This window comes from Prescottella soli, assembly GCF_040024445.1.
GTDB classification, from domain to species: domain Bacteria; phylum Actinomycetota; class Actinomycetes; order Mycobacteriales; family Mycobacteriaceae; genus Prescottella; species Prescottella soli.
In genome coordinates this window covers 5,437,354-5,462,518 of the sequence record NZ_CP157276.1, presented here as the reverse complement: position 1 = coordinate 5,462,518, position 25,165 = coordinate 5,437,354, and the positions used below count along the sequence as shown (strand labels likewise).

General features: G+C 69.2%; 10 protein-coding genes. 5 read left to right on the top strand and 5 right to left on the bottom strand.

Features of this window, described 5'->3' with window-relative positions; translation table 11 throughout:
• Window positions 1-345 precede the first annotated feature (345 nt).
• From ABI214_RS25335 to ABI214_RS25320, 4 genes are all read left to right on the top strand, one after another.
• The gene (locus tag ABI214_RS25335; protein ID WP_348605159.1) at window positions 346-1,131 is read left to right on the top strand and encodes an IclR family transcriptional regulator; all 786 of its coding nucleotides are present in this window, start codon (window positions 346-348) and stop codon (window positions 1,129-1,131) included.
• 56 nt (window positions 1,132-1,187) lie between these two features.
• Window positions 1,188-2,357 carry an NADH:flavin oxidoreductase gene (locus ABI214_RS25330; protein WP_348605158.1) on the top strand — a complete coding sequence of 390 codons (1,170 nt, stop codon included), beginning with the start codon at window positions 1,188-1,190 and terminating at the stop codon, window positions 2,355-2,357.
• Window positions 2,358-2,420: 63 nt separating this feature from the next.
• On the top strand, window positions 2,421-2,849 hold the full coding sequence (locus ABI214_RS25325; protein WP_348605157.1) for a hypothetical protein: 429 nt from the start codon (window positions 2,421-2,423) through the stop codon (window positions 2,847-2,849).
• A 1,398-nt stretch (window positions 2,850-4,247) separates the two neighbouring features.
• On the top strand, window positions 4,248-4,604 hold the full coding sequence (locus ABI214_RS25320; protein ID WP_348605156.1) for a hypothetical protein: 357 nt from the start codon (window positions 4,248-4,250) through the stop codon (window positions 4,602-4,604).
• A gap of 78 nt (window positions 4,605-4,682) precedes the next feature.
• Here the strand turns inward: ABI214_RS25320 and ABI214_RS25315 are convergent, their stop codons facing one another.
• Window positions 4,683-5,234 carry a hypothetical protein gene (locus ABI214_RS25315; RefSeq protein WP_348605155.1) on the bottom strand — a complete coding sequence of 184 codons (552 nt, stop codon included), beginning with the start codon at window positions 5,232-5,234 and terminating at the stop codon, window positions 4,683-4,685.
• A gap of 453 nt (window positions 5,235-5,687) precedes the next feature.
• Window positions 5,688-6,209 (bottom strand): GNAT family N-acetyltransferase, encoded by a 522-nt coding sequence (locus ABI214_RS25310; RefSeq protein ID WP_348605154.1) that lies wholly within the window; start codon window positions 6,207-6,209, stop codon window positions 5,688-5,690.
• Between the two features lie 91 nt (window positions 6,210-6,300).
• Here ABI214_RS25310 and ABI214_RS25305 point away from each other — a divergent pair, with 91 nt between their 5' ends.
• A complete protein-coding gene (locus ABI214_RS25305) occupies window positions 6,301-7,002 on the top strand; it encodes a hypothetical protein (RefSeq protein WP_348605153.1) in 702 nt (233 codons plus the stop codon).
• Window positions 7,003-7,396: 394 nt separating this feature from the next.
• On the opposite strand, the gene ABI214_RS25300 is transcribed toward ABI214_RS25305, so the two are convergent.
• The 3 genes from ABI214_RS25300 to ABI214_RS25290 all read right to left on the bottom strand — a co-directional run bounded on the left by ABI214_RS25300 (window position 7,397) and on the right by ABI214_RS25290 (window position 25,128).
• On the bottom strand, window positions 7,397-8,143 hold the full coding sequence (locus ABI214_RS25300; RefSeq protein ID WP_348605152.1) for a Mut7-C RNAse domain-containing protein: 747 nt from the start codon (window positions 8,141-8,143) through the stop codon (window positions 7,397-7,399).
• Between the two features lie 59 nt (window positions 8,144-8,202).
• Complete coding sequence (locus tag ABI214_RS25295) at window positions 8,203-8,592, bottom strand: VOC family protein (RefSeq protein ID WP_348605151.1); 390 nt, start codon at window positions 8,590-8,592, stop codon at window positions 8,203-8,205.
• Window positions 8,593-8,694: 102 nt separating this feature from the next.
• Window positions 8,695-25,128, bottom strand: a complete 16,434-nt coding sequence (locus ABI214_RS25290; RefSeq protein ID WP_348605150.1) for an amino acid adenylation domain-containing protein — start codon at window positions 25,126-25,128, stop codon at window positions 8,695-8,697.
• Window positions 25,129-25,165: the final 37 nt, after the last annotated feature.

Below are 25,165 nucleotides of genomic sequence, written 5' to 3'. Positions count from 1 at the left end.
TTGCCTGCGGTCCACGTGATCGCAGTCGCGACGTCAGGTGACCATGTCAGCGCACCTGCACTTCATCAATTCTGGTAGCCGCTGAGCGGAATACACGCAGGTCGCCGAGCAGATGGAAAGCACAGTTGGTGCCGTTTGACGGCGGGAGGCGACCACTCTCGGGGACGGCGCGGCTCAGCAGCTCGGTGATCGCGGCATCTCCCACACATCTCCCACTCATCTCCCACTCATCGGAACGAACTCTGGTGCGACACGCCGATCGGAGGTGACCTGAACGTGCATGTCCGCCTCCGGAACGGCGGGTGTCGCCTCCGTCGCGAAGGCATCACTGGAAGGCAGACGAGGATGTCGATCGAAGAACACGCGGAGAAGGATCTTCCCGCGTCGACGCTTGACCGGCTTTCCCTGGTCTTGGACAGTTTCCGCAGCGCGCAGCGCCTCAGTCTCACCGACATGTCCCGTCGAACGGGGATCCCGCGGACCAGTACGCGCCGGATGCTCGAGCAGTTGGTGCGGATGGGGTGGCTCCGCCGCCAGGGAGTCGAGTACGAGCTCGGGGACAAGCTTGTCAAGATCGGGGCACTGTCCCTGTACCAGGCCAATATGGACCGGGTGGTGAGACCGCTGCTACGCGAACTGCATCTGGTCACGGGGCACGTCGTGCATCTCGGCATCCTCGACGGCAAAGACGTCCTCTACCTCGAGAAGGTGGGTGGCCGGGCGTCACCCGACCTTCGGACGTGGGTTGGGGCGCGCATACCCGCGCGGTCGTCGACGATCGGCAAGGCGCTGCTCGCCGCCGGCTCCCGGCCTGACGTGACGTCCGGCGACGTCCGCCGCGACTTCGACAATGCGTACCGCCTGGGTGTTGCGTTCGGAACCTGTGTGGCCGGGTTTGGTTGCATCGGGGTGCGTGTCGGTTCACTGGGCGGTGCAGAAGTCGGCTTGTCGGTCAGCGGGCCGATGGACCGTGTGCGATTCGACCACCAGCATGTGGCGCCCGTGCGGATGGCAGCCGCTGCGATCGCGCAGTACTTCGACCTCACCGGTACAACCCGTCTGCTGTTTGACGACGTGTCTCGGGCGCAGGCGGGTCCCGCGACGCCGGAGCTGGGCGTGACCTGGGGTTAGTCCGCTCATCGGACGAGGAAGTTGCCCCGTATCGAGCAGCTTGACAGCGTGTGGCCATGACACCTGAGCGCACGTTGCCTGTCGCTGACCCGCTGCAGCAGGTTCACTCGAGTCCCCTCTTCGCCCCGCTGCAGGTCCGCTCGCTGGCGCTGCCCAACCGAATCGTCATGTCCCCCATGACGCGGGAGCATTCTCCGGGAGGAGTGCCCGGCCCGGACGTCGCCGCCTACTACCGGCGCCGCGCCGACGGCGGCACCGGTCTGGTGATCACCGAGGGGGTGGCGATCGATCACCCCACCGCGGTCGACAGTCCGAACGTCCCACGCCTGCACGGCGAAACGGCCCTCGAGGGGTGGCGCCAGGTGGTCGACGGGGTGCACGAGGCCGGCGGGCGGATCGTCCCGCAGTTGTGGCACGTCGGCCCGCTGTGGGGCGCGATGGGCGCGGTGGATCCGGCGACGACACCGATGCGCCCGTCCGGGCTCTGGGGCCGGGTCGGGCGCACCGTCTATCCGGACAGCTACGTCGAGCGGGCGAGCGTTCCCACTCGGGCGATGACCGAGCGCGACATCGAAGACGTCATCGCCGCGTACGTACGCTCGGCGCGCAATGCCGTCGACGTCGGCTTCGACGGGATCGCGATTCACGCGGGCCACGGCTACCTGCTCGATGCGTTCCTGTGGGAGTCGACCAACCAGCGCACCGATCACTGGGGCGGCGACCTGCGGCGGCGGACCCATTTCCCGGTCGAAGTGATACGGGCCATCCGACTCGAGATCGGCCCGGATCTGCCTATCTTCTACCGGTTCTCGCAGCACAAGCAGCAGGACTACGCCGCCCGGATCGCGGACACCCCGGACGAGCTGTCGGTGGTCCTCGGCGCCCTCGTCGAGGCGGGGGTGGACGTACTCGACGCCAGCATCCGGCGTTTCGACCTGCCCGCGTTCGAGGGCAGCGACCTGACGTTGGCCGGCTGGGCGAAGAAACTGACCGGGGCCACCAGCATGGCGGTCGGCAGTGTGGGCCTGAGCAAGTCGCTGCGCGACGCCGGGACCCCCAAGCCCGCCGATCTCGACGGGCTGCTTCGCCGGCTCGACGCCCAGGAGTTCGACCTCGTCGCGATCGGCCGACTTCATATGGCCGACCCAAACCTCGCCACGACACTTCGCAACGGCGGGCCCATCCCGACCTTCGACCGTGAACAACACGAGGGGCGACTGCATTGAGATTGACTGGGGCCCCTCAGCGCGGTGCGCATGACAACCGTTACTGAAAATGGGGTCTGCGGAGTGGGTACCGATGACAGGCTTGCCGCCCTCGTCGACAAGTCACTGCGGCGCCTAGGGCGTGTTTCAAAAGTGGAGATTTCCCGAGGAGGAGTGATGCGGCTTCCGCTGTGGATCGCCGGACCGGCGGTGATTGCGCTGTCGGCTGTCGATGCGGCAATAGAGGTCCAGAATCGGGCGGTGGGCGCGCTGACGCGGGCCGCGATCCGCAGGATGGATCCTCCTGCGCGGCAGTCTGATTCGACAGGCGTCGACAGCAGTGCAGGACCGATGGATTTCGTCGAGGAAGTGCTGGCAGAGTGTGGTGCTCACGGCCCGCGGATCGACGCCGGTGACCCGCCTCTCTGCCGCTTGCAGAGTGGACACGCTGGACGACATCGGCCGAACCCCGACGACGGCTGGGGACAAGACCTGTGCTGGGGCGGGATCTGATGTGTATGGCCAGATCTGGCCTCGGCGGGCGAATCATCCGCCGGGCAGATTCGTCTGGCTCGCTGATCAGAGGGCCTGCCAGCGCCAGGAGCAGGATCGCATGAACCCACACGACCATGAACTGCTCGAATTCGCACGACGTTGGGAGCCCTTCGGCGGTCCGAGCACTGCTGACATCCTCGTCGATTCGGGATGACACCTAGCCGGTTCTCTGAGCGGCTCAAGAAGCTGCGGTATCGGCGCCGCCGGTCGATCACCCGAACAAGCGCCGGCGACCTCACTCGCTCAGCGGCACCGACACGCCCACACCGGGTCGATGTCCAGGGTCAGCACCTTTGAAACACGGCCTAGAACTCCGATCGAACGAGATGGACTCGACTCCGGTTGTCCTGGCTGGAAGCCTTGCACCTCTCGATGGCACTGAGTGCCACAGAGAGCAAGCCGGCTGAAATCCATTTCAACCACTTGGGACATATAGGGTGGATTTATGACAAGTGGGGGACATATCGGCCCGGAAAAGGCCAACTAGGTCCGGAACCTACATCAGGAGAGGAGATGTAGGTTCCGGATCTACTTGTCCAAACCACCTGGGATTTTCAAGATCTTCCACGACACTTGTCCCCGAAATTCCGCGCGAAGATGTCCTTTTCCACAGCCCTGATCCGAGTTGACGCCAGATCATCGCGGCCATGCCTACTCGCGATCTCCACCGTCGCCCTTCCGCAGCCCCAAGAGACCATCATCGCGGACGCGACAGGCACTCGGTGCCGGTTCCTGCCACCCCATCCAGGTTTCAGGCTGCCCTGCGATCACCGCAAACTCCCTGGCGTATGGCTTGTATGGCGTGGTGGCCGTGTTCGAACCGATGTACTCAACTCCGCCACCCGCAATCTCGCCGTCGCGTAAGCACGAACACCCAGCAGTACCGGCTACGCCTTTCGCCAGCGGAAGATGACGCAAGACAAGACCGCGCGTGCGTCGATGCGCTGCCTCAAACGGCAAGTCTCGAAACGACTCTGGCGAACGAGGGTTGACCTCTTGGCTATCCCCGTGGCGCTGGACGAGCTGGCGCGTAAGTACCAGCCCCGTCTGCAAACTATCTCGCTCCAGGCCGGCTTGGATTCCCATCGAGCGGGCGATCATCGGCCAGTTGTTGTGCAGGTCGTCCCGCCCGTAGCCCACGAGTGAGTGCCGCCGGGCTTGAAGTCGAAGGTGCCGCGGGTGAGACGAATGCGCCGCGGCACACCTGGCGGCGGACGTACGCTGACATCGTCTTCGGCCGGCGCCAACGTTCGGGGCCGGGAGCGGGCGATCAGGCAGGGAGGTCCGCCGATGAGACAACATCACCGTCTACGCCGAGCATTCATCGTCGTCGGAGCCGGGGCAGCCCTGCTCCTCGTGACACAGCCAGCCGTCGCCGCACCGACCGACACCGTCTTCCCCATTCCCGTCGTAGGAGTCGGGTGGATGGATCCGCCCGGACTCCCTACCGGGGGCAGCATGTACCTGACCGCCAGCACCGACCCAGCGACGCCGGGTGTCACGCGATTCTCCAACGACCGCTACTGCTGCGTCTTCATTCATTGGCGAAACAACTCGACCGGCGAGGCCGGACTCTCCTACCTCGGGTACCCGAGCGTCGACGCCCACACCGGGTCCGGAGCCGTGGTCGCCACCGTCACCGTGCCGACCGGCCAGCCCGGGTACCCGGCACTCATGCTTCTGCCCGGAGCCGGCGCCTGGACGGTCCCCTGACTCTGAGGGGCACAGATCCCTGACTGCGCGGCCCAGAGGTGTCCTGTTTGACGATCGGCGGATTCTGGCGGTCGGCGCTCAGGACACGTCACCCGGTCGAACGATCTCCCAGCCCAGAACGCCGTCAACAACCACCGGACGGAAAGAACCAACAACGCTTCCCGATTCCAGGGCATCCGCATGCTCGGCAAGCATGGCGGTGACGTTGTCCCACTTCGGGCCGAAGGAGTCGGTGTCGGCATGGGCGTACTCGGTCACGCATCCGTGCCGAGGGCCGGTCCGGGTATCGACGAAGTACAGGTATCCATCGAGTTCGGAGAAGGGCATGAACGAGGGAAGGAACATCCCTGCCGTCGAAGCCGCCAGCTGCCGTGCCCCCACCTCGAAAGCATCCGCACCGAACATGTCCGGGTCGGACCGGATCAGCTCGGTCCACACCTCCACCAGTTGCTTCCGACGATCGAGCGCATCATCGATGGACAACATCACCTGCATCGGCAGAATGCTGCCTGGATACCGGCCGGTGGCTTCGTCAACAGGCAGAGCGCCATTCTGAACGGTGAACAACTCACGTAGGTCCTTCGACCATGAAAGACCGGAGGTGTGTTCGGCGGACAGCACTTCATCCATCGTCAGTCCCGGCCGCAGTGATCGGATAGTCACTGGGGCGTGCTCGTCGCACCAGCGAGTGATCCGGTCCCATTGTTCGGCTAGTCCCATTCCCGGACGCTATCCGCTGGAGCGGACAGAAATGATGAGACGAACATCAATCGAGGATCTACAGGGTGTCCCGTATGGCGATCAGTCAGCAGGACCTTGGCGATCGAGAAGGTAGAGAAGAGGGAGGCCAGCCGCAATCGAGGGCATCAACGGCCACGACAGTGTCCAGTTGGTCGGCGCGTCGGAGAAGACGTTGTAGAACGAGGCTCCCAGGACGATGCACGAGAGAACGCCGATGGCCCAGCGAAGGGCTAGGCGCGACTTCCTGAGGTTCATACCTCTTCCTCGTCCGATCACGCCTGCGAGGCAACCACCTCTACAGGGTGTCCTGTATGGCGATCGCCGAGGCGGACGATTCTCTGGTCAGCGTAGAGATTTGCCCATAGCGATCCGGGGCCACTGGTCAAGTCCGGCAGCCACTTCCCCGCGTCGTTCAGTCGCGAGGCCATCTGTCAGGTCCTCGTCGTTGAGCGCCATCCAGTCGAGCTGCTCGTAGGAGGGGCCGTTGAAGGGGACATCGCGGTAGGTCGTGAGGGTCATGCGGGTGAATCCCTGACGGAGAGCGAGCTGTTCGGCGGCGCGCATGAGCTGGCGTCCGATACCGCGCCGACCCGAGCCAGGAGCAACAGTCACTTGCTCTACGTGGAGCGCTCCGTCGAGCGGGCACGTCCGCAAGAATCCGACGTATGCACCCTCGCGGGAGGCTGCGACGATGAGGTTTCCGCGTGTTCTGACGGCTTCGAACTCCGATAGTTCGGGTGCGCGGCCATCCGCGACCAGATCCATTCCCAGTTCTCGAAAGAGGGCGCCCGCCGCGATCTGCATCGCGGGGAGATCGGTGAGGTCGTCGTCGGGCTCGGCTTGTCGAATCGTCACGTCGGTCACGAGTCAAGTATCTGATCCCGCCATCCAGGGAGACGGTGATCGCGCGCTGGAGTTTCACCAGCCGCATCCGCCGTGGTTGGAGGCGTCCCGTTTGACGAGCGAGGTGGAGGACGGCCGAACCAGTACGGCCATACCCTCATGCGGACCTCCCCTCGTCGATATCGTCGACACGATGAAGATGAGGGACATCGGCATCGTCGCTCTGGCAGGTGGCATCGCGACCGCCGGAGCGATCTACCTGCACGAACGGCCACCGGACCGGCCCGACGCGGCGCAGGTGGTGCCGCAGGTGACCTGCCTTGACCCGGGGATGTTCCCCGGCCACTTCTCGCCCCCGACGCCGCAGAGCTTCACACCGCCTCGATCAGGCACGATCCCTAATGGTTTCGACCCGGTAGCCGTCGTGACATGCGACAGCGTCTGGGGCGGAACCTACTTCGGCCCAGACGGACAGAATCCCGCCGGGACAACCGAGATAGTGGACGAAGTCCGGCGCGAGGGGGACCTCAGCGAGCTACTGACCGCACTGTCCGAACGCTCGGATCCGCAGGCGTGGGGGATCGAGGCGTGGTGGGGTGGCAAACCGGGTCGAGGACCCACCGATGACCGCTGCACCCCCGGCACGACATGTCCACTGTTGTGGCTGGTCGACCGAGATGGTCGAGCCATCCGCCCGTCGCTCCCAGTCACCCGCTCCGGAGCACCCAAAGTCGATGCCCATTACGCCATCGTCCGCCTGCCTGTCGTCAGCCGCATCGAGCACCGCCTTGATGTCCCCACCACGACCGGCTGATCCTGGCGCGCGGGCATCTTCACGAGTGCTCCATCTAAGACAGGGGTGACACTCCGTGCCGTCGCCTGTTACCGGAACGCAACCGGAATGGACATATAGGCTGGAATTATGACAAGTACGGGACATATAGGCCCGGAAAAGGACATCTAGATCCGGAACCTACACAAGACCTAACCAACCTTGCAGGCTCATACGTACTTGCAAGATGCCCGCGCCATGCACGCTCGAACCGGATGTGGGCAGCGCCGCGGCGGTTCTCGACGATCATGCCGGTAATCACGTCGGCTGTTGCCGTGCCGATCTTCACTCAGCCGGTGCAGGCACGGACGGAGTCCCGCATCGCTACGACGGCGGTGAGAATTACTGTCCCCGTTCGGATCTGCCGCCCGCCTCCTCAGAACCACACCCCGATCTCGGCGAGGCGTGCCCGCAGTCGTTTCAGGTGGCCACCGGGCCAGTACACCTGGCCACAGTCGTTGCAGCGGCTGAACCGGCGCTGTTCGCGCAGTACACCTCCGGGGACGCTCCCCCGCGCGAGCGTGGGTGTCGCGGGGCCGATGAGCCCGTTGCAGCGGGCGCATCGCGTGAGCGGCGCGATGCGCCCCTGCAAGCGGAACCGGTCGAGGACCTCCCGCAATTGGAGCCGGGAATCGGTCTGGTGCAGGAATCCTCCGTGGACGAGCGCCGCACGCTCGAGCAGTCCGATGTCGCGCGTGAGCAGGATGCGATTTTCGCTGCGCGACAACGCGAGCAGCTCGTCGTCGGTGCTGTCGTTCGTGTACGAGCTGTCGAAGCCGAGCAGCCTCAGGTAGCGGGCGAGCCGGCCGAGGTGGACGTCGAGGACGAAGCGCGGTTCCCCCATCGGCGGGCGCAGCGGGGTGATGGCACCGAGGTCGAGCCCGTGGAACGTCGGATACACGGCCACCCGTTCCCCGCCGGACACGCGGTGGTCGAATCCGACCGGATCACCGTCGACCAGGATCAGATCGACCTCGGTGTGCGGCACCCCGAGGGATTCGATCCGATCCTTGACCGACGGTGTGCCGTCGAACTCGTGGACGAAGCTGCGCTTGCGTTGCCGAGGCTGCAGAAAGTCGTTCAGCTCCTCGTAGAAGCGGAACTCGCACCGATGCCCAGCCATCTTCAGCTCACCACTGAACGCGAATCGAACCGTCCGATCGTCGACCTACCTGCAGGACGCTAACTCTGGCGCCCCGAACCGTATGGGCGCGTGATGATCTCCAGATTGTGACCCGCGGGATCGTGGAAGTAGACGCCGCGCCCGCCGTCGTTCCGGTTGATCTCGCCGGGACGGGACTTGCGCGGATCGGCCCAGTGCTCCATGCGCCGCTCGAGGATTCGGCCGTAGATGCCGTCGAAGTCCTCCTCGGTGACCAGGAAGGCGTAATGCTGGGGCAGCACGTCGATCGGCAGATCGGCGAAGTCCAGTGTCACCCCGTTGTCGAGTTGGACGGCCAGGAACGGGCCCGCCGCCAGCGCGTCGGGCAGGGCGAACAGTGACGTGAAGAACGACGCGGACACCTGCTTGTCCCGGGCGAACACGATGGTGTGGTTGAACGAGATGGTCATCGAAGACCCCTTGCGTTTCGACGCCTCCATGCCTGACGCTGTCCGCCACCGGCACGCGACGCTGCGCACCATGTAAGCACTGATCCCGATTGCACCGCAAGATCATCGGTCTGTGCCGTCGAGGTAGCGCCGCACGATCGGGCCGATCACCGCGAGAGCCTCCGGTTCCGTCAGACGGTTGTGCGGGTGGCCCACGGGATGGGTGTGGACCGTTCCGGAAATGTAGTGGTCCCACGGGGTTCGCGTGTCCCCCGGCTCGCCATCGGCGGCGACGTAGACGAGATCGCCGTCGAACGTCTCGGGTCGATACTCCTGGCCCAGGCTGATCGTGTGCAGGTAGTCGTCGTAGATCCGGCGCAGGTCTTCGGCCGTCAACCTGGAATATGCACCACCAGCGTCGCGGAGCAACTGCGCCGCGCGATCGGGGGTGAGGTCGTCGTCGACGCCCTCGTCGGAGTCGATCCCGGCGAACTCCGCGAACAGCATCCCGAGGCTCGGAGTGCGCGCGCCGTCGGGAATCGACTCGGTGGTCTGGGTGTCCAGCATGATCAGCGTGCCGACGTCCTCGCCCAGCGCCCGCAGTCGAACGGCCATCGCGTGCGCGATCGCACCGCCCACCGAGTATCCGAGGAGGTGGTACGGGCCGTGGGGCTGCACCCGCCGGATCAGGTCGACGTACCGCACGGCCAGCTGGTCCATCGACGACGCCGACGCGGCGCCGGGGGTCATGCCGGACGACTGGATCCCGTAGACGGGACGTCCGTCGGTGATGTACGGGATCAGACCGGTGTAGGACCAGGTCAGCCCGATCGCCGGATGCACGCAGATCAGCGGCTCCGCACCGTCCCCGGAACGCATCCGCACCAACTGGTCGACCGAGGGCCCGCTGCCACTGTCGAGGCGCGCGGCGATCGCGGCGGGTGTCGGATCGTTGACGACCCACTGCATCGGCAGCGCCCGGCCGAGTCGCGACTGGACCTCGGCGACCACGCGTACCGCGCTGAGCGAGTTGCCGCCGAGTTCGAAGAAGCTGTCGTCGACGCCGACGCGTTCCGCACCGAGGACGTCGGCGAACACGTCCACCAGCACCCGCTCGACGTCGGTCCGGGGCGGCCGGTAGGCACCGGTCGTGAACACCGGGTCCGGCAACGCGTCGCGGTCGAGTTTGCCGTTGGAGTTCATCGGCACCGTGTCGAGGATCGTGATCGCGGACGGCACCATGTATGCCGGCAGCGACGTGGCCGCGAACTTCTTGAGCGCGGCCGGCTCGAGGCCACTGTGGGGCCCGAGCCGGACGTACGACACCAGCACTGTCTCGCCGTTCGGTGCCCGGCGTCCCAGCGACACGGCGAACTCGACGTCGGGATGCGCGATGAGCGCCGCGTCCACGTCGCCGATCTCGATGCGCAGGCCGCGGATCTTGATCTGGAAGTCGGTGCGGCCGATGTACTGCACGCCGCGCCCGGCGCGGCGCACGAGATCACCGGTCCGGTAGATGCGCGATCCGGCGGGCCCGAAGGGGTTGGCCACGAACCGTTCCGCGGTCAGTGACGATTGGCCGCGATAGCCGCGCGCCAGGCAGGGGCCGAAGAGGTACAGCTCCCCCTCGCCCCCGTCGGCCACCGGACGCAGCCAGCAGTCGAGCACGACGACGCCGACGCCGGACCGGGCGACCGGCCCACCCATCGTGATCGGTGCACCGGATTCGAGTGCGCCGCTGGTGGTCACGCACACCGTGCACTCGGTCGGCCCGTACGCGTTGAGCAGACGCGTGCGGTGCGCCCATTCGTCCACCAACTCCGCTCCGAACAGTTCACCGCCGATCTCGGCGACCTCGACGTCGGGCAGCGACCTCGGGTCGAGGGTGCCGCACACCGCGGGGGTGACGAGCAGGTGGGTGACGCGTTCGTCCCGGGCGAACTGTTCGAGTTCCGTACCGGCGTAGACGTCGGGAGGCGCCACCACCAGCGTCGCGCCCGCCCCGAACGCCAGCACGAGTTCGAGGATCGACACGTCGAAGCTCGGCGAACACACATGCAGCACACGCGATTCAGGCGTCACGCCCTGGTGCTCGATCTGCGCGGCCGCAAGGTGGGGCAGCCCGGCGTGGGTCACGATGACCCCCTTGGGCGCTCCCGTGGACCCGGAGGTGTAGATCAGGTAGGCCGGGTCGGTCGCGCGGAGAGGGTGGGTACGTTCGCTGTCCCGGATCGGGCGCGGCGACCGGCGGTCGAGGTCGATCCCGTCGAGCGCCAGCCAGTCGACTGCCCCCGGCAGACCGTGGTCGGCGGTCGCGGTCAGCCCGACCGCGGCGGCGCAGTCGTCGAGCATATACGCGATGCGGCCGGAGGGCAGTTTGGGGTTGATGGGCACAGGGGCGGCGCCGCTCTTCACGACCGCCCACGTGGCGGTGACCGAGTCCGCCGAACGCGGTATCGCGACCGGGACGAAGTCCTCCGGACCGACACCCCACGCGATCAGTTCGCGCGCCAGGCGGGTCGACCGTTCGTCGAGTTCGCGGTAGGTCGTGTCCGTGCCGCGCCACCGCAGCGCGGTCGCGTCCGGATCGAGCGCCGCCCCCGACGCGAGGATCTCGGCCCACGTGCGCACGGGTCCCGGATCGGACGTCGCGATCTCGATCAGTTCCGCGCGCCCCCGCTCGCCCACGACGTCGATGCGGCCGACGGGTGTGGTGGGACGATGCGCGATGCTCTCGACGATCCGGGCCAGTCGCCGGGCGATGTCCGCCACGACGGACTGATCGATCGCATCGGGCGAGTACCGCAGCACCAGATGCAGGCTGGCGTCCTCGAATGCCTTGAGCGACAACGGGTAGTGGGTCGAATCATGCCCGGTGAGGGCCGTGGCCCGCAATCCGGTCCGCTCGGCGAGGCGGGCGAGGGCCTGCATGTCCATCGGGTACGACTCGAAGACCATCGCTGTGTCGAAGAGCCCACCGAAGCCGGCCGCCTGCTGTATCGCGGTGAGACCCAGGTACTCGTGCTGCATCAACGCGGCCCGCTCGGACTGCAACCGGCCCAGCAGGCCGGCGACGGTCTCCCGCGGGTCGAGACGCACCCGGACCGGGACCGTGTTGATGAACAGCCCCACCATCGATTCGATGCCGCGGACGGCGGGAGCACGACCGGCGATCGTGGTGCCGAACACGACGTCGGTACCGGCCGTCATCTGGCCCAGCAGAATTCCCCATGCCGCCTGCAGCACGGTGTTGAGCGTGACGCCGGCGGTCTCGGCGGTGCGCCCCAGCGCATCCGCCGTGGAATCGTCCATGGGCACCGGCTCGCTCGCCGTGGCCGACAGCTGCCGTCCGGCGGCGTGCGGCGCCACCAGCGTCGGGCCCGACAGTCCGGACAGCGCCGACGTCCAGGCACGCTCGGCGGCTACGGTGTCCCGCGAGGTGAACCACTCGAGGTAGTCCCGGTACGAGGCCGGCGCGCGGTCGAGCGGCCGACCACCGGCGAGATAGAGGTCGAAGAGGTCGGCGACGAGCAGCGGCATCGACCATCCGTCGAGGACGACGTGATGGTTCGTGATGACCAGTCGGCGGCGACTGCCGCCGAGATCGATGAGCAGGAAACGGATCAGCGGGGTCTGGCGCATGTCGAAGTGGATCTCGCGGTCGCGCGCGATCAGTTCCTCGGCCTGGTCATCGGTCGCAGTGAGGGTGGACCAGTCGACGGGAACGTGCTCGAGGGACAACTGGACGATCGTGCCGTCGTCCCGGTGATCGAAGACGGTCCGCAGGCTCTCGTGCCGATCCATCAGCGCCTGCGCCGCGTCCGCCAACCGCCTCTCGTCCACCTCTCCCTCGAGGTCGACGACCAACTGCACGTGGTAGGCATCGACGTCCTGCTGCGCGAGCAGCGCATGGAACAGCAGCCCCTCCTGGAGGGGTGTGAGCGGCCACACGTCGACCACACCGGGATGTGTTCTCTCCCAACGTTCGATCTCCGACTGGGTCACGGTGCCCCAGGTCAGGTCCGACGGCGTCAGCCCGCCGCTGCCGGGGGACGCGACGTGTTCGGCGAGGGCGTGTACCGCGCGCTGCCACAGCGCCGTGAACTCCGCGACCGCATCGTCGTCGAGGATGTCGGGCACGTACCGGATCGCGGCGCACAGGCTCGGGCCGTCCGCCTGATCCTCCACGTACGCGTCGATCGCGAGCGGGCACGGCACCGGCCCCTGGCTCTCGCGCTCGACGAACGCGTCCGGCCCGCCGGAACCCACGGCCCAGCCCGCGGCACGATCCCCCGACAGCCGACCGAGATAGTTGACCGCGACCTGCGGGTCCTCGAACGCGTCGAGCGTGCGGGCGGTGTCGGGCTCGAGGTGGCGCAGCAGTCCGTACCCGATGCCGTTCCGCGGCACCGCTCGCCACTGTTCCTTGACCGCGTCGAGTGCCCGACCGGCGGCCCGCCCGGCGGTGTACGCATCGTCGACATCGATGCCGGTGAGGTCGACGCGGACCGGATACGCGGTGGTGAACCAGCCGACGGTGCGGGACAGATCGGCGCCGGGAAGGATCTGCTCCTCGCGGCCGTGTCCCTCCACGGACACCACGATGCTCGGGCGCCCCTGACCCCAACGGTCCCAGCGTGCCGCCGCCATCGCCGTCGCACACAGGACCACGTCGGCGGGGGTCGCCCGGAACGCCGCGGGCAGACGCGCCAGGAGTCCCTGCGTGACGTCGACCGGGATACGAACCGCCACCTGGTCGGCAATGACGTCGATGTCGGGATCGAAGGGCCGCGCCCCGAGCACGGGATCGGCGGGTACCAAGGTGTCCGTCCACCAAGGCAATTCGGCCAGGGTGTCCGGATCGTGCGCGGCCGCACGAAGTCCGTGCGCCCACGTCCGCATCGACGTACCGACGCGTGGAAGTTCCGGCATCTCCCCGCCCCGTGCTCCCTCGCACGCGGATACGAGGTCGGCGAGCAGGATCCGCCACGACACGCCGTCGATCGCGAGGTGATGGATCGCCACCGCGAGCCGTCCGGCGCGCTCCGGACCGGCGTCGCACCACGCCACCTGGACGATCACTCCGGCCCCGGGGTCCAGCCGCCCCACCGACGCCGCCCGCTCCCACGCCGCCACCGCGTCGACGTCGGCCTCGTCTCCGACGTGGGAGCAGTCGACGCGACGCAAGCGCGAGGACGCATCGACAGTGCCCGGCTCCGGCACCACCAGGTGCATGCCCGAACCCGAGCCGACCCGCACGGCCCGCAGCATGTCGTGCCGATCGAGCACCGCCTGCAACGCGGCGATCAACTGCGCACCGGACATCCCCGCGGGAACCGTCACGGTGACCGACTGCGAGAAGCGATCCCACGCCCCGGGGCGACCGGCCAGCCAGCGGACGATCGGGGTCGGCTCGACGGGTCCGATTCCGCCACCCGCGATCTCGTCGAGCACACGCGCACGGCCCGATTCCGCGGCGTCGGCCACCGTGGCGAGTCGCTCGACCGTCGGCTGCTCGAACACGTCCTGCGGCGCGAAGACGATCCCGGCGTCGCGCGCCCGCGACACCAACTGGATCACCATGATCGAGTCTCCACCGAGGGCGAAGAACGATTCGTCCGCCGCGACCGCGGGCACGCCCAGGACCCCGGCGAACAGCCCGGCGAGCTGCTCCTCGACCGCACCGGCCGGCTGTCGGCCGCGTCCCGCGAACACCGCGAAATCCGGTTCAGGCAGCGCCTTGCGGTCCACCTTGCCGTTCACTGTCACCGGCAGTTCGTCGAGAATCACGACGGCTGCGGGCACCATGTACGACGGCAGCACCCGGTCGACGTCGTCGCGGATGCGGAGTGGGTCGAGGACGCGCCCGTCGGCCGGGACCGCGTAGCCGATCAGCCGTTCGTCCGCGCCGCGGTCACCGCGGTGCGACACGACGACGGCCTGCTCGATCCCGTCGCACCGGAGCAGCGCGGATTCGATCTCCCCGAGTTCCACCCGGAACCCACGGACCTGGACCTGGAAGTCGCTGCGGCCCAGCAATTCCAGTCGTCCGTCCGGGTCGCGACGGCCGATGTCCCCGGTGCGGTACATCCGTCGGCCGGTCCCGCCGACCTCGGCGACGAACCGGGACGCCGTCAGTCCCGCCCGGCCGAGGTATCCGCGGGCGACCTCCGCACCGGACAGGTAGACGTCGCCGACGACGCCGACCGGGACGGCGTGCAGGCGCGCGTCGAGGACGTGTAGGTGGACCCCGGGCAGGGGCCGGCCGATCCCGCCGGCGAACGTGTCGGTGAGAGTGTCGCGGAACAGCGGGGCGCAGCTGTCGATCACGGTGGCCTCGGTGACGCCGTACATCTCGACGACCCGAGCCGCGTCCGGCGATCGGCGGTCGTACCAGCGGGCGACCTGCTCGAGCGCGAGTTCCTCACCGCCGACGAACACGTAGCGCAGCGGGAGCTCCGTCCCGTGGTCCGAGCCGACCAACTGGTAGAACGACGCGGGCGTCTGATTGAGCACCGTGACGGCTTCGCGGTGCAGCAGGTCGACGAAGTCGTCGGGAGATCGCGCAACCTCCGGATCGACGATCACCGTCGCGGCACCGTCGGAGAGCGGTCCCCACACCTCCCAGACCGAGACGTCGAAGGCGAAGGAGTGGAAGATCGTCCATATGTCGGTGGGACGGAGGTCGAACACGGTGTGTGCGTTCACCAGCAGCGAGACCACACTGCGGTGCGAGACCTGCACGCCCTTCGGCCGTCCGGTGGAGCCCGAGGTGTAGATGACGTACGCGGTGTCGTCCGGGTGCAGGGGCGCCACGCGATCCGCGTCGGTCGGCAGGTCCGGAGACGACGCCTCCAGCTCGCGGCGGAACCCCGCATCGTCGAGGAGAACGACCGGGGCCGTGGGTGCGCCGAGTGCATCGACGGCGGCCGTGGTGGTGAGCACGCAGGCCGGCGAGGCCTCGTCGAGCACCAGCGCGATGCGCTCCCCCGGCGAGCCGAGGTCGACGGGGAGATACGCGGCGCCGGCGAGAGTCGCGGCGACGACCGCGACGATCATGTCGGTGGACCGCGGGAGCGCCAGGGCCACCACGGAATCGGGCCCGGCGCCGCGGACGGCGAGGGCCCGCGCGAGCCGACTCGACCGGGCCGCCAGCTCGGCATACGTCAGCCTCGTCGTCCCGTGGACGACCGCGACCTCGTCGGGATACGCCGCGACGGCGCGACCGAACATGTCCGCGAGCGTCGCCTCCGACGCGGCGCCCGCATCAGTGTCCCCGGCCTCGAGCGCGGCGCGATCGGCATCGGTGAGCAGACCGATCTCTCCCACCGGGGCGTGCGGGTCCGCGGCGGCGGCATCCAGGATCCGGCGCAACCGTTCTGCGAATCCGTCGACCGTCGGCTCGTCCCACAGGTCGGTGGCGTAGGTGAGATCGAAGTGCATTCCGCCGGGATCTCCGTCCGGCGTGAAGGACTCCGACACACTCAGCTGCAGATCGAACTTCGAGACGGGGAGCTCGTAGTCGAGCGGCTCGACCTCGAGCCCGGGGAGCTGCAGGTATCCGGACATGTCGGTGCGGTACTCGACGAGCACCTGGAACAGCGGTGCGTACGACGTCGACCGGGCGGGTGCGAGTTCGTCGACGAGCCGCTCGAACGGTAGATCGGTGCGGGCGAACGCGGCGAGATCCGCCTCGCGGACCACCGTCAGCAGGTCCGCGAACCCCGCGCCCGGATCGACCGGGGTCCGGAGTGCGAGGGTGCCGACGAACATGCCGACCACGTCGTCCAGCCCGGCCTCGCCGCGCCCCGACACCGGTGTCCCGATCACGATGTCGCCGGAACTCGACAGCCTGGCGACGAGCACCGCCAGCGCGGTGTGCGCGAGCATGAACATCGTGGCGTTGCCGTGTCGGGCCAGGTCGGTGAGCCGCGCGTGGGTCGCGGCGTCGATGTCGAATCCCACGGCGGCACCGCGGAAGGACTGCCGGGGCGGACGCGGCCGATCCGTCGGCAGCGGGACGACGTCGGGAATGCCGGCGAGGGCGTCACGCCAGTAGTCCAGCTGCCTGCGGTACAGCGATTCCGGATCCTCGGGGTCGCCGAGCAGCTCGCGCTGCCACAGCGTGAAGTCGACGTACTGCACCGCCGGCGGCGCCCATTCCGGTGCACGGCCTCGACGCCGGGATTCGTACGCGCGCATGACGTCCCGAGCGAGCGTCTGCATCGAGAACCCGTCGGCGGTGATGTGATGCGCGACGACGGCCAGGACGTGCTCGGAGCCGGCCAGCCGCAGCAGCTGTGCCCGCAGCGGCACCTCGCGGCTCACGTCGAAGCCCGTCTCCGCCAGCCGCAGCAGGTGACCCGGCAGATCCGCGGCCACCACCGACAGCGACTCGGCGCGTGCAATGTCCTCGGGATCGACGATCAGCTGGGTGGGGGTGCCGTCGACCACCGGGTACATCGTGCGCAGCGTCGAGTGCCGGACGACGACGTCGCCGACCGCGGCGATCAGTGCCCGCTCGTCGAGGTCGCCGCGCAGGCGTACCGCCATGACGATGTTGTAGGCGGGCGACGCGGTGTCGAGCTGATTGATCGACCACATCCTCAGCTGCGCCGACGAGAGCGGCAACGATTCGGGCCGGTCGTACGCCCGCAGCACCGGGCGGTGCGCGCCGCCGGGGCCGCGCTGCAGCACCCGCGCGGCGAGCCCGCGGACGGTGGGGGCCTCGAAGATGGCGCGCACGTCGATGTCGGTGTCGAGGGCGGCGTCGAGTCGCCGCGTGACCCGGGTGGCCATGAGCGAGTTGCCGCCGAGGTCGAAGAAGCTGTCGTCCGGCCCGATCCGGTCGATGCCCAGCACGGCACACAGGTGTTCGGCGACGATCCCCTCGATCGGCGTGAATGCGATGGCATCGGCCGCGTCGCCGCCGACCGGGAAGTCGGGCGCCGGCAGCGCCTTCTGATCGAGCTTGCCCGACGGCGTCAGGGGCACCTCGCCGATCGGCACGATCAACGCCGGAACCATGTGCGCCGGAAGGCGGTCGGCGAGGTGGCGGAGCAGTTCGTCGGGCTCGACGGCCGGGTCGTCACCGGGGCGGACGTACGAGACGAGCACGGTCTCCCCCGACGGCGCGGTCCGGCCGAGTGTGGCCGCGAACTCCACACCCGGGTGGTCCGCCAACACCGCGTCGATCTCGCCCAGCTCGATTCGGAACCCGCGCACCTTCACCTGGAGGTCGCTGCGGCCCAGGTACTCGAGTGTGAGGTCGTCGCGCCACCGCACGATGTCACCGGTCCGGTAGAGCCGGTCGCCGGGCAGCGTGCCCTCGTCCTCGCGGGTGGGGTGATCGGTCGCCGCGACGAACGGACTCGCGACGAACCGTTCGGCGGTCAGTCCCGGACGGCGGTGGTAGCCGCGTGCGATGGCGGGTCCGCCGAGGTACAGCTCGCCCGGCATCCCGATCGGCACCGGTTGCAGGCGTGCGTCGAGCACGAGTTCCACGAAGCCGAGGGTGGGCCCGCCGATGGTGACCGGGTCGTCGGGCAGCAGCGGTCCGGCGATGTTGGACATGATCATGCCCTCGGTGGGCCCGTACGCGTTGAACATGCTGCGTCCGCCGGCCCACCGCGCCACCAGCTCCGGCGGGCACGGTTCACCCGCCACGGCCAGCGACCGCAGGTCGTCGAGGCCGTCGGGCCGCATCGATCCCAGGACGCTGGGGGTGAAGAAGGCGTGCGTCTCCCGCTTGGTGGCAAGCTGGCGCGCCAGGTCCTCGCCGCCGTAGATGTCGGGCGGAGCGATCACCAGGTGGGCGCCGGACCCGAACGCCATGAGCAGTTCGAACACCGACGCGTCGAAGCTCGGCGAGGTGAACTGGGAGACCCTCGCCTCGGAGGTGACGGCCAGGCTCTCACGTTCCGCCGCAACGAGGTTCGCAAGACCGCGGTGGGTGAGGACGACACCCTTCGGTATCCCCGTCGACCCCGACGTGTAGATCAGGTAGGCGGGATTGTCGATCCGCAGCGGCGCCGTGCGATCCGTGTCGGTGATCGGCCGCGCCGACAGGCTGGCCAGTTCGGCGCGGTACTCGTCGGAGTCGAGCTCGCGCCAGGACACGCTGTCGGACAACCCGTCTCGCCACTGCCGCACCGTCAGCCCCACCCGGGCGCCCGCATCGCTCGACATGTGCTCGATCCGCTCCCGCGGATACGTCGGATCGACGGGCACGAACGCCGCCCCGGTCTTGGTGACCGCCCAGACGGCCTCGACGAAGTCCAGCGAGCGGGTCAGGCCCAGTGCGACGACGCTCTCGGGGCCCACCCCGTCGTCGATGAGCCGCCGCGCCAACCGCGTAGAGCGGGTGTCGAGGTCCCGGTAGGTGAGGGTTGCCGGGCCGCACGTCACCGCCGGCGCGTCCGGGTCGATCCGGGCCGCATCGGCCAGGATGCCGGGCAGCGTGCGGTGGCGTCGTCCGGGTCGGCCGTGCACCGGGGCGAGCCGCGAGTAGTCGGCGTCCGACAGCAACCGGAGTCGCGCCAGCGTCCGGTCCGGATCGGACGCGATGGCCTGCAGCACGCGTTCGAGACGGTCGGCGACGGCGTCGATGTCGCTCTCGTCGAACAACGCGGGCGCGTAGTCGATCCGGATCTCGAGGCCGCCGTCCACCGAGGCCCCGAGCGCCAGCGGGTAGTGCGTCGCGTCGTGGACCGCCACGTCCACGACCCGCATGCCGGCGATGTCGGTGTCCGAGGTGAGCCCGCCGCGGTCGACCGGGTACGACTCGAAGACCGTGATGGTGTCGAACAGGGCGGCGGCGCCGGTCGCACGTTCGATGTCGGCGAGGCCGACGTGTTCGTGGTCGAGCAGCGCCGCCTGGTCGGCGTGGCAGCGGTCCAGCAGCTCCCCGAGGGTCTCGGCGGGGTGCAGGGTGACCCGGATGGGGACGGTATTGATGAACAGCCCCACCATGTCCTCGATGCCGTCGATCTGCGGTGGGCGCCCCGACACGATCGCACCGAACACCACGTCGTCGCGTCTGGTCCACGCCCCCAACACGATTGCCCACGCCACGCGCACGATGGTGCTCATCGTGACGCCGCGGTCGCGCGCGACACCGTCGAGTCGTGCGGTCTCGGCCTCGGTGAGCAGCAGACGTTCGGCGCGCGGCACGGTCGGCAGCGGGCGACCGTGTCCCGGCGGTCCGAGCAGGGTCGGCTCGTCGACACCGGCCAGCGCTTCCACCCAGCGTGCGGTGGATCCCGCCCGGTCGATCGTGCCGAGCCAGGACAGGTAGTTCGCGAACGATGCCGACACCGGCACCTCGTGCGGGTCCGCGGCCGCGTAGAGCGCGAGCAGTTCACGCACCATCAGCGGGACCGACCAACCGTCGAGAAGAATGTGGTGGTAGGTGAGCACGAGGCGATACGCGTCCTCCGCCGTCCGGATCAGGAGGGCCCGCAGCAGCGGCGGCGTCGCCATGTCGAAACGGCGTGCACGGTCCTGCTCCAGCACGCGGTCCGCCTCGGCCGGATCACGCAGATCCGCTACCGCCCAGGGAAGTTCGACCCGGCCCGGAACCAGCTGCAACGGATCACCGTCCGGGCCGGTCGTGAACGCGACCCGCAGGATCTCGTGCCGATCCAGCAGCGTCTGGACCGAACGTCGCATGTGATCGCCGTCGACACGACCACGCAGGTCGAGCACGAGTTGGACCAGGTACGGGTCGTCGGCGTCGCCGGCCAGCTCGGTCTGGAACAGCAGTCCCGCCTGCAGCGGCGACACCGGCCAGACGTCGGACAGCCCCGGGCACGCGGCCTCGACGTGTTCGACGGCTTCCTGGTCCAGCGCTACCAACGGCAGATCCGAGGGCGTCAGACCGCCCGCGCCGGGCCGCGCCGCCGCGGTCGCGAGCGCCCGGCACGCCGACCGCCACAGCTCCGCGAGATCCTCGACGTCCCGCGCGTCGAGGATGCCCGTGGGATACGCGAACGTCGCGCGCAGCGTCGGCCCCGACTCGGCGTCGACGGTGATCAGGTTGATGTCCAGTACGGCGGCCGCGGGCAGGGTCGGGTCGACCGTCGCCCCCAGGTCGCCGAGCTCGGCGACCGGCAGCCAGTCCCCCCGGTCGCCGTCCGCGGCGACGGCCGTCCGGCCGAGGTAGTTGACGCTGATCTGCGGTGCGGGTCTGTGATCGAGGTGACCGATCGCGTCGGCGTCTGCGAGGTACCGCAGTGCGCCGTAACCGATTCCGTGGTCGGGCGCCTCCCGAAGCTGTTCCTTGACCAGTTTGAGTGCCTCTTCGGCGGCGGGGCCGCCGGCGAACGCGGCGTCGAGGTCGACGCCGGCCAGGTCGAGCCGGACAGGATGAGTGGTGGTGAACCAGCCGATCGTGCGCGACAGGTCTGCACCGGGTATCAGCTGTTCCTCGCGGCCGTGGCCCTCGAGCGTGCAGAGGCAGGACGAGGTCGCGGTGCCGCGGCGCCGCCGCCAGCGCGCCAGCCCCATCGCCAGCCCGGCGAGCACCGCGTCGTCGACGCCGCCGTGCACCGTCTCCGGCACGGTCGTGGACATCGCCTCGCTGACACCCTCGGGAAGGTCGGCGACCACGGTCGCGACCGTCGCGGCGAGATCGACGGTCGGATCGAGCGCGCGGCGGCCGAGCAGCGGGTCGGCCTCCGCGAGCACGCCGCGCCAGTAGCGGATCTCCGCGGCGCGGTCCGGCGCGTCGCGGCGGGCCCACTCGGCGAGCGTGTGCGCCCACGTCCGCATCGACGTGCCCACCGCGGGCAGGTGCGGCGCGGTCCCGGCCCGCGACTGCCGCGATGCCGCCGCCAGGTCCGGCAACAGGATCCGCCACGACACCCCGTCGACCACCAGGTGGTGAATGACCAGCAGGAGCCGGCCCGGGCGGTCCGCGCCGCGGTCGAACCACACGGCCTGCACCATGCGCCCGGACGCCGGGTCGAGGCGGTCCGCGGCGTCGTCGCGGGCCGCGACGAGGGCTGCCGTCAGACCGACCTCGCCGCCCGGCTCGATCCGGTCGAGCACGTCGGCCGCCACGATCGATCCCTCCGGAGGTACGTCGAATCCTCCGCTGTCCGGCAGGAATCGGGCCCGGAGCATGTCGTGGTGGTCGAGGACGGCCTGAACGGCCCCGAGGAGGTGGGCCGACTCGATCCCGGCCGGCACCACGACGCAGACCGACTGCGCGAGCCGCGACCAGGCGCCGCCCCGTTCGACGAGCCACCGCACGATCGGTGTCGGCGCAACCGTGCCGACGCCGCCGCCGGGCAGTTCCTCGAGCTCCGCGCCGGGCGCCTCGACCTCGGTGGCCACCGCCGCCAGACCGGACACGGACAGGCGCTCGAACACGTCGTGCGGTGTCAGCGACAATCCCGCTTCCCGGGCCCGGGACACCAGCTGGATCGCCATGATCGAGTCGCCGCCGAGGGCGAAGAACGAGTCCTCCGCCGTCACCGCCGGCGCGCCGAGAACCTGCGCGAACAGGCCCGCGAGCGTCTCCTCGACCGGACCGGCGGGCGCCCGCCCCGGTCGCGTGGACGTCCCGAAGTCCGGCTGCGGCAGCGCCTTTCGGTCGACCTTGCCGTTGACGGTCAACGGCAGGTGGTCGAGCACCATCACCGCGGCGGGCATCATGTACGGCGCGAGGACTCCCCCGACGTGCTCTCGCACCGAGTGCGGGTCGAGGACCACCGCGGGTTCCGGCACCACGTACGCGGCCAGCCGCACCGGCTCGCCCTCCGCCCGATGCGGAACCACCACCGCGTGCGCGACGCCCGGGCACTGGGCGAGCGCCCACTCGATCTCGCCGGGTTCCACCCGGAATCCGCGCACCTGGACCTGGAAGTCGCTGCGACCGAGGAACACCAGTCGACCGTCGGAGTCCCACCGGGCGAGGTCGCCCGACCGGTACAGCCGGGCGCCGTCGCTCGCGTACGGATCGGCGACGAACCGGGCGGCCGTGAGCCCGGCGCGTCGGCCGTAGCCACGAGCGACCTGGGGGCCGCCGGCGTAGATCTCGCCGACCACGCCCACGGGGACCGGTCGCAGCCGGCGATCGAGCAGGCGCAGACGCACCCCGGGCAGCCCGCGACCGACGAGGTTGCCCGGCGCCTCGGCCGACGCGACGTCCATCGCGAGACCGGTGAGGAAGACGGTCGTCTCGGTGATGCCGTAGACACTGACCAGAGCCGACCCGCCGGTGGCGTGCCGTTCGAGCCACGGCACCATCCGCCGCTGGTCGTAGTCGTCGCCGCCGACGAACACCCGGCGAAGCTCGGTCAGGGGTCGCCCGTCGGCCTGCTCGGCGTCGGAGAGCTGCAGGAAGGCCGCCGGCGTCTGGTTGAGGATGCTCACGTGTTCGTCCCGCAGCAGCGCGGCGAAGGCGTCGGGCGCGCGGGCCGTCCGACGGTCGACCACGACGAGAGTTCCGCCGGACGTGAGCGCACCCCAGATCTCCCACACCGAGAAGTCGAAGGCGAAGGAATGGAACATCGTCCAGACGTCGCGGGCGGTTGTCCCGAACGCCGCGTGCGCGTTCACCAGCAGCGCCGCCGCGCTGCGGTGACTCACCTGCACGCCCTTGGGTCGGCCGGTCGATCCGGACGTGTAGACGGTGTATGCGAGGTGCTCGGGGCGCAGCGGGCGCAGGCGCTCTGCGCCCCGCACCGGTGCCGCCGGCAGCGATGCGAGCGCGGCGCCGGTCGCGGGATCGTCGACGACGATGACCGGGGCGCCGCGACCGTCCAGTTCGGCCGCGAAGTCCCGGGTCGTGACCAGACAGGACACCTCGGCGTCGGCCAGGACATAGTCGCGCCGCGGCGCGGGGGTGCCGGCTTCGATGGGGACGTAGCCGCCCCCGGCGGTGAGGACGGCCAGCAGCGCGACGATCAGATCCTCGGACCGGTCGAACACCACCCCGACCGCCGCCTCCGGCCCCACCCCCGCCGCAATCAGGTGCCGGGCAAGGCGATTGGCGCGCGACACCAGCTCGGCGTACGTCAGCCTGCGGCCGTCCGCGACGACCGCAACCCGGTCCGGAGCGAGGGTGGCCCGGCGGGCGACGAGTTCCGGCAGCACCTCCTCGACCGGGGTGGCGGGAACGTTCCACGCCGCGAGTTGCGCGGCCAGTTCGGCGTCGTCGACGATCGGCAGTTCACCGACGGGCGTGTCCGGATCGGCGGTGAGCACACCATCCAACAGCCGCGTGAACCTGTCGTAGTGCGTGTGCAGGGTGTCGTCGTCGTACAGCTGCGGATTGGCCTTGAAGTCGAGTCGGATCGTCCCCGAGGGGCCGTAGCGGTAGACGTTGACGAGCAGGTCCTCGATGGGTCCGGAGGAGAGCACCTCGAGCGATGTGCGCGTCGTGCCGAGCCGAAGCTCGTCGGGGAACATCATCAAGTTCAGCAGCGGGCCCGCGAACCCTCGGCCGGTTCCGCGGTCACCGCGATCACGGCGCAGGTCCTCGTGCCGGTACCGCTGGTGCCGCAGCGCGCCGGACAAGGCGCGCGTCACGTCGGCCACGAGTTCCGACACGGTCGTTCCGATGCCGACCGTCACCCGCAGCGGCACGACGTTCGCCAGCGTCCCGCCCGAGTGCCGCAGCACCGCCGTCGTGCGCGACGAGACCGGCAGGCTCAGCACGATGTCCTCGGCGCCCGTGTGGCGGGCGGTGTAGGCGGCGATCGTCGCGGCGACCAGCGCGGCGATGCTCGCCCCGTAGCGTTCCTGAGCGGCCTCGAGCGCCGACGCGGTGTCGTGTGCGATCCGGCCGCCGACGTCTCGGCTCAGCGCGCGGGCCGGTGCCGAGTGTTCGGCCAGACTGCACCGCTCGGGCATTCCGGAGGTGCGCTCGATCCAGTACGCGCGATCGGCCTCCCAGCGCGTGGAGTCGGCGTACGCGGCCTCCGCGGCGTGCACGGACGGCAGGTCGTGGGCCTGGTTGGGCGGCGACTCGCGTCCCTCCATCTCGGCGTTGTAGAGGTCGGCCATGCGGTAGAGCGCCGACGCGCCGCCGACACCGTCGAGCACGATGTGATGGGTGCGCGAGTACCAGAAGTATCGGTCGTCGGCGATGCGGAGCATCACGGACACCGAGAGGCGGTCGCGCAGCAGATCCAACGGGGCGGTCACATCGCTGCGCATCCACTCGTGCGCCGCCGCCTCGGGATCCACCTCGGCGCGCAGGTCGATCTGCCTGGTGCCCGTATCGAGCCTGGGGTCGACGACCTGGTGCGGCCGCGAATCCACCATAACCAGACGAATCAGACCCGAACCGAACTCGCGGGCCGCTCGAGATGCGACCCGCGAGAGCACTTCGACATCGAGCCGGTTGCCGTCGTCCCGGATGTCGACGTAATGCGCCACCGACATCGGCACGCCCGGATCGAGCTGCTGAGCGAGCCACTGACCCATCTGCGCCGGGGTGAGTGGCATCGGCTCCGAGTACCCCGCGTCGGGCCCGCTCAGTTCGGGCAGGCTCTCGCCAGCGTCCGTCGCGCCGGGCGCCCCTTCGACTCGAAATGGCAGCTCCATGAGCGTGGATTCCGGCTGTGCACGGACCGTGCGGTCC

Coding starts and splice junctions, on each gene's coding strand:
- ABI214_RS25335 (WP_348605159.1), top strand. CDS start 346: ATGTCGATCGAAGAACACGCGGAGAAGGATCTTCCCGCGTCGACGCTT.
- ABI214_RS25330 (WP_348605158.1), top strand. CDS start 1,188: ATGACACCTGAGCGCACGTTGCCTGTCGCTGACCCGCTGCAGCAGGTT.
- ABI214_RS25315 (WP_348605155.1), bottom strand. CDS start 5,234: ATGGATGAAGTGCTGTCCGCCGAACACACCTCCGGTCTTTCATGGTCG.
- ABI214_RS25300 (WP_348605152.1), bottom strand. CDS start 8,143: ATGGCTGGGCATCGGTGCGAGTTCCGCTTCTACGAGGAGCTGAACGAC.
- ABI214_RS25295 (WP_348605151.1), bottom strand. CDS start 8,592: ATGACCATCTCGTTCAACCACACCATCGTGTTCGCCCGGGACAAGCAG.
- ABI214_RS25290 (WP_348605150.1), bottom strand. CDS start 25,128: ATGGAGCTGCCATTTCGAGTCGAAGGGGCGCCCGGCGCGACGGACGCT.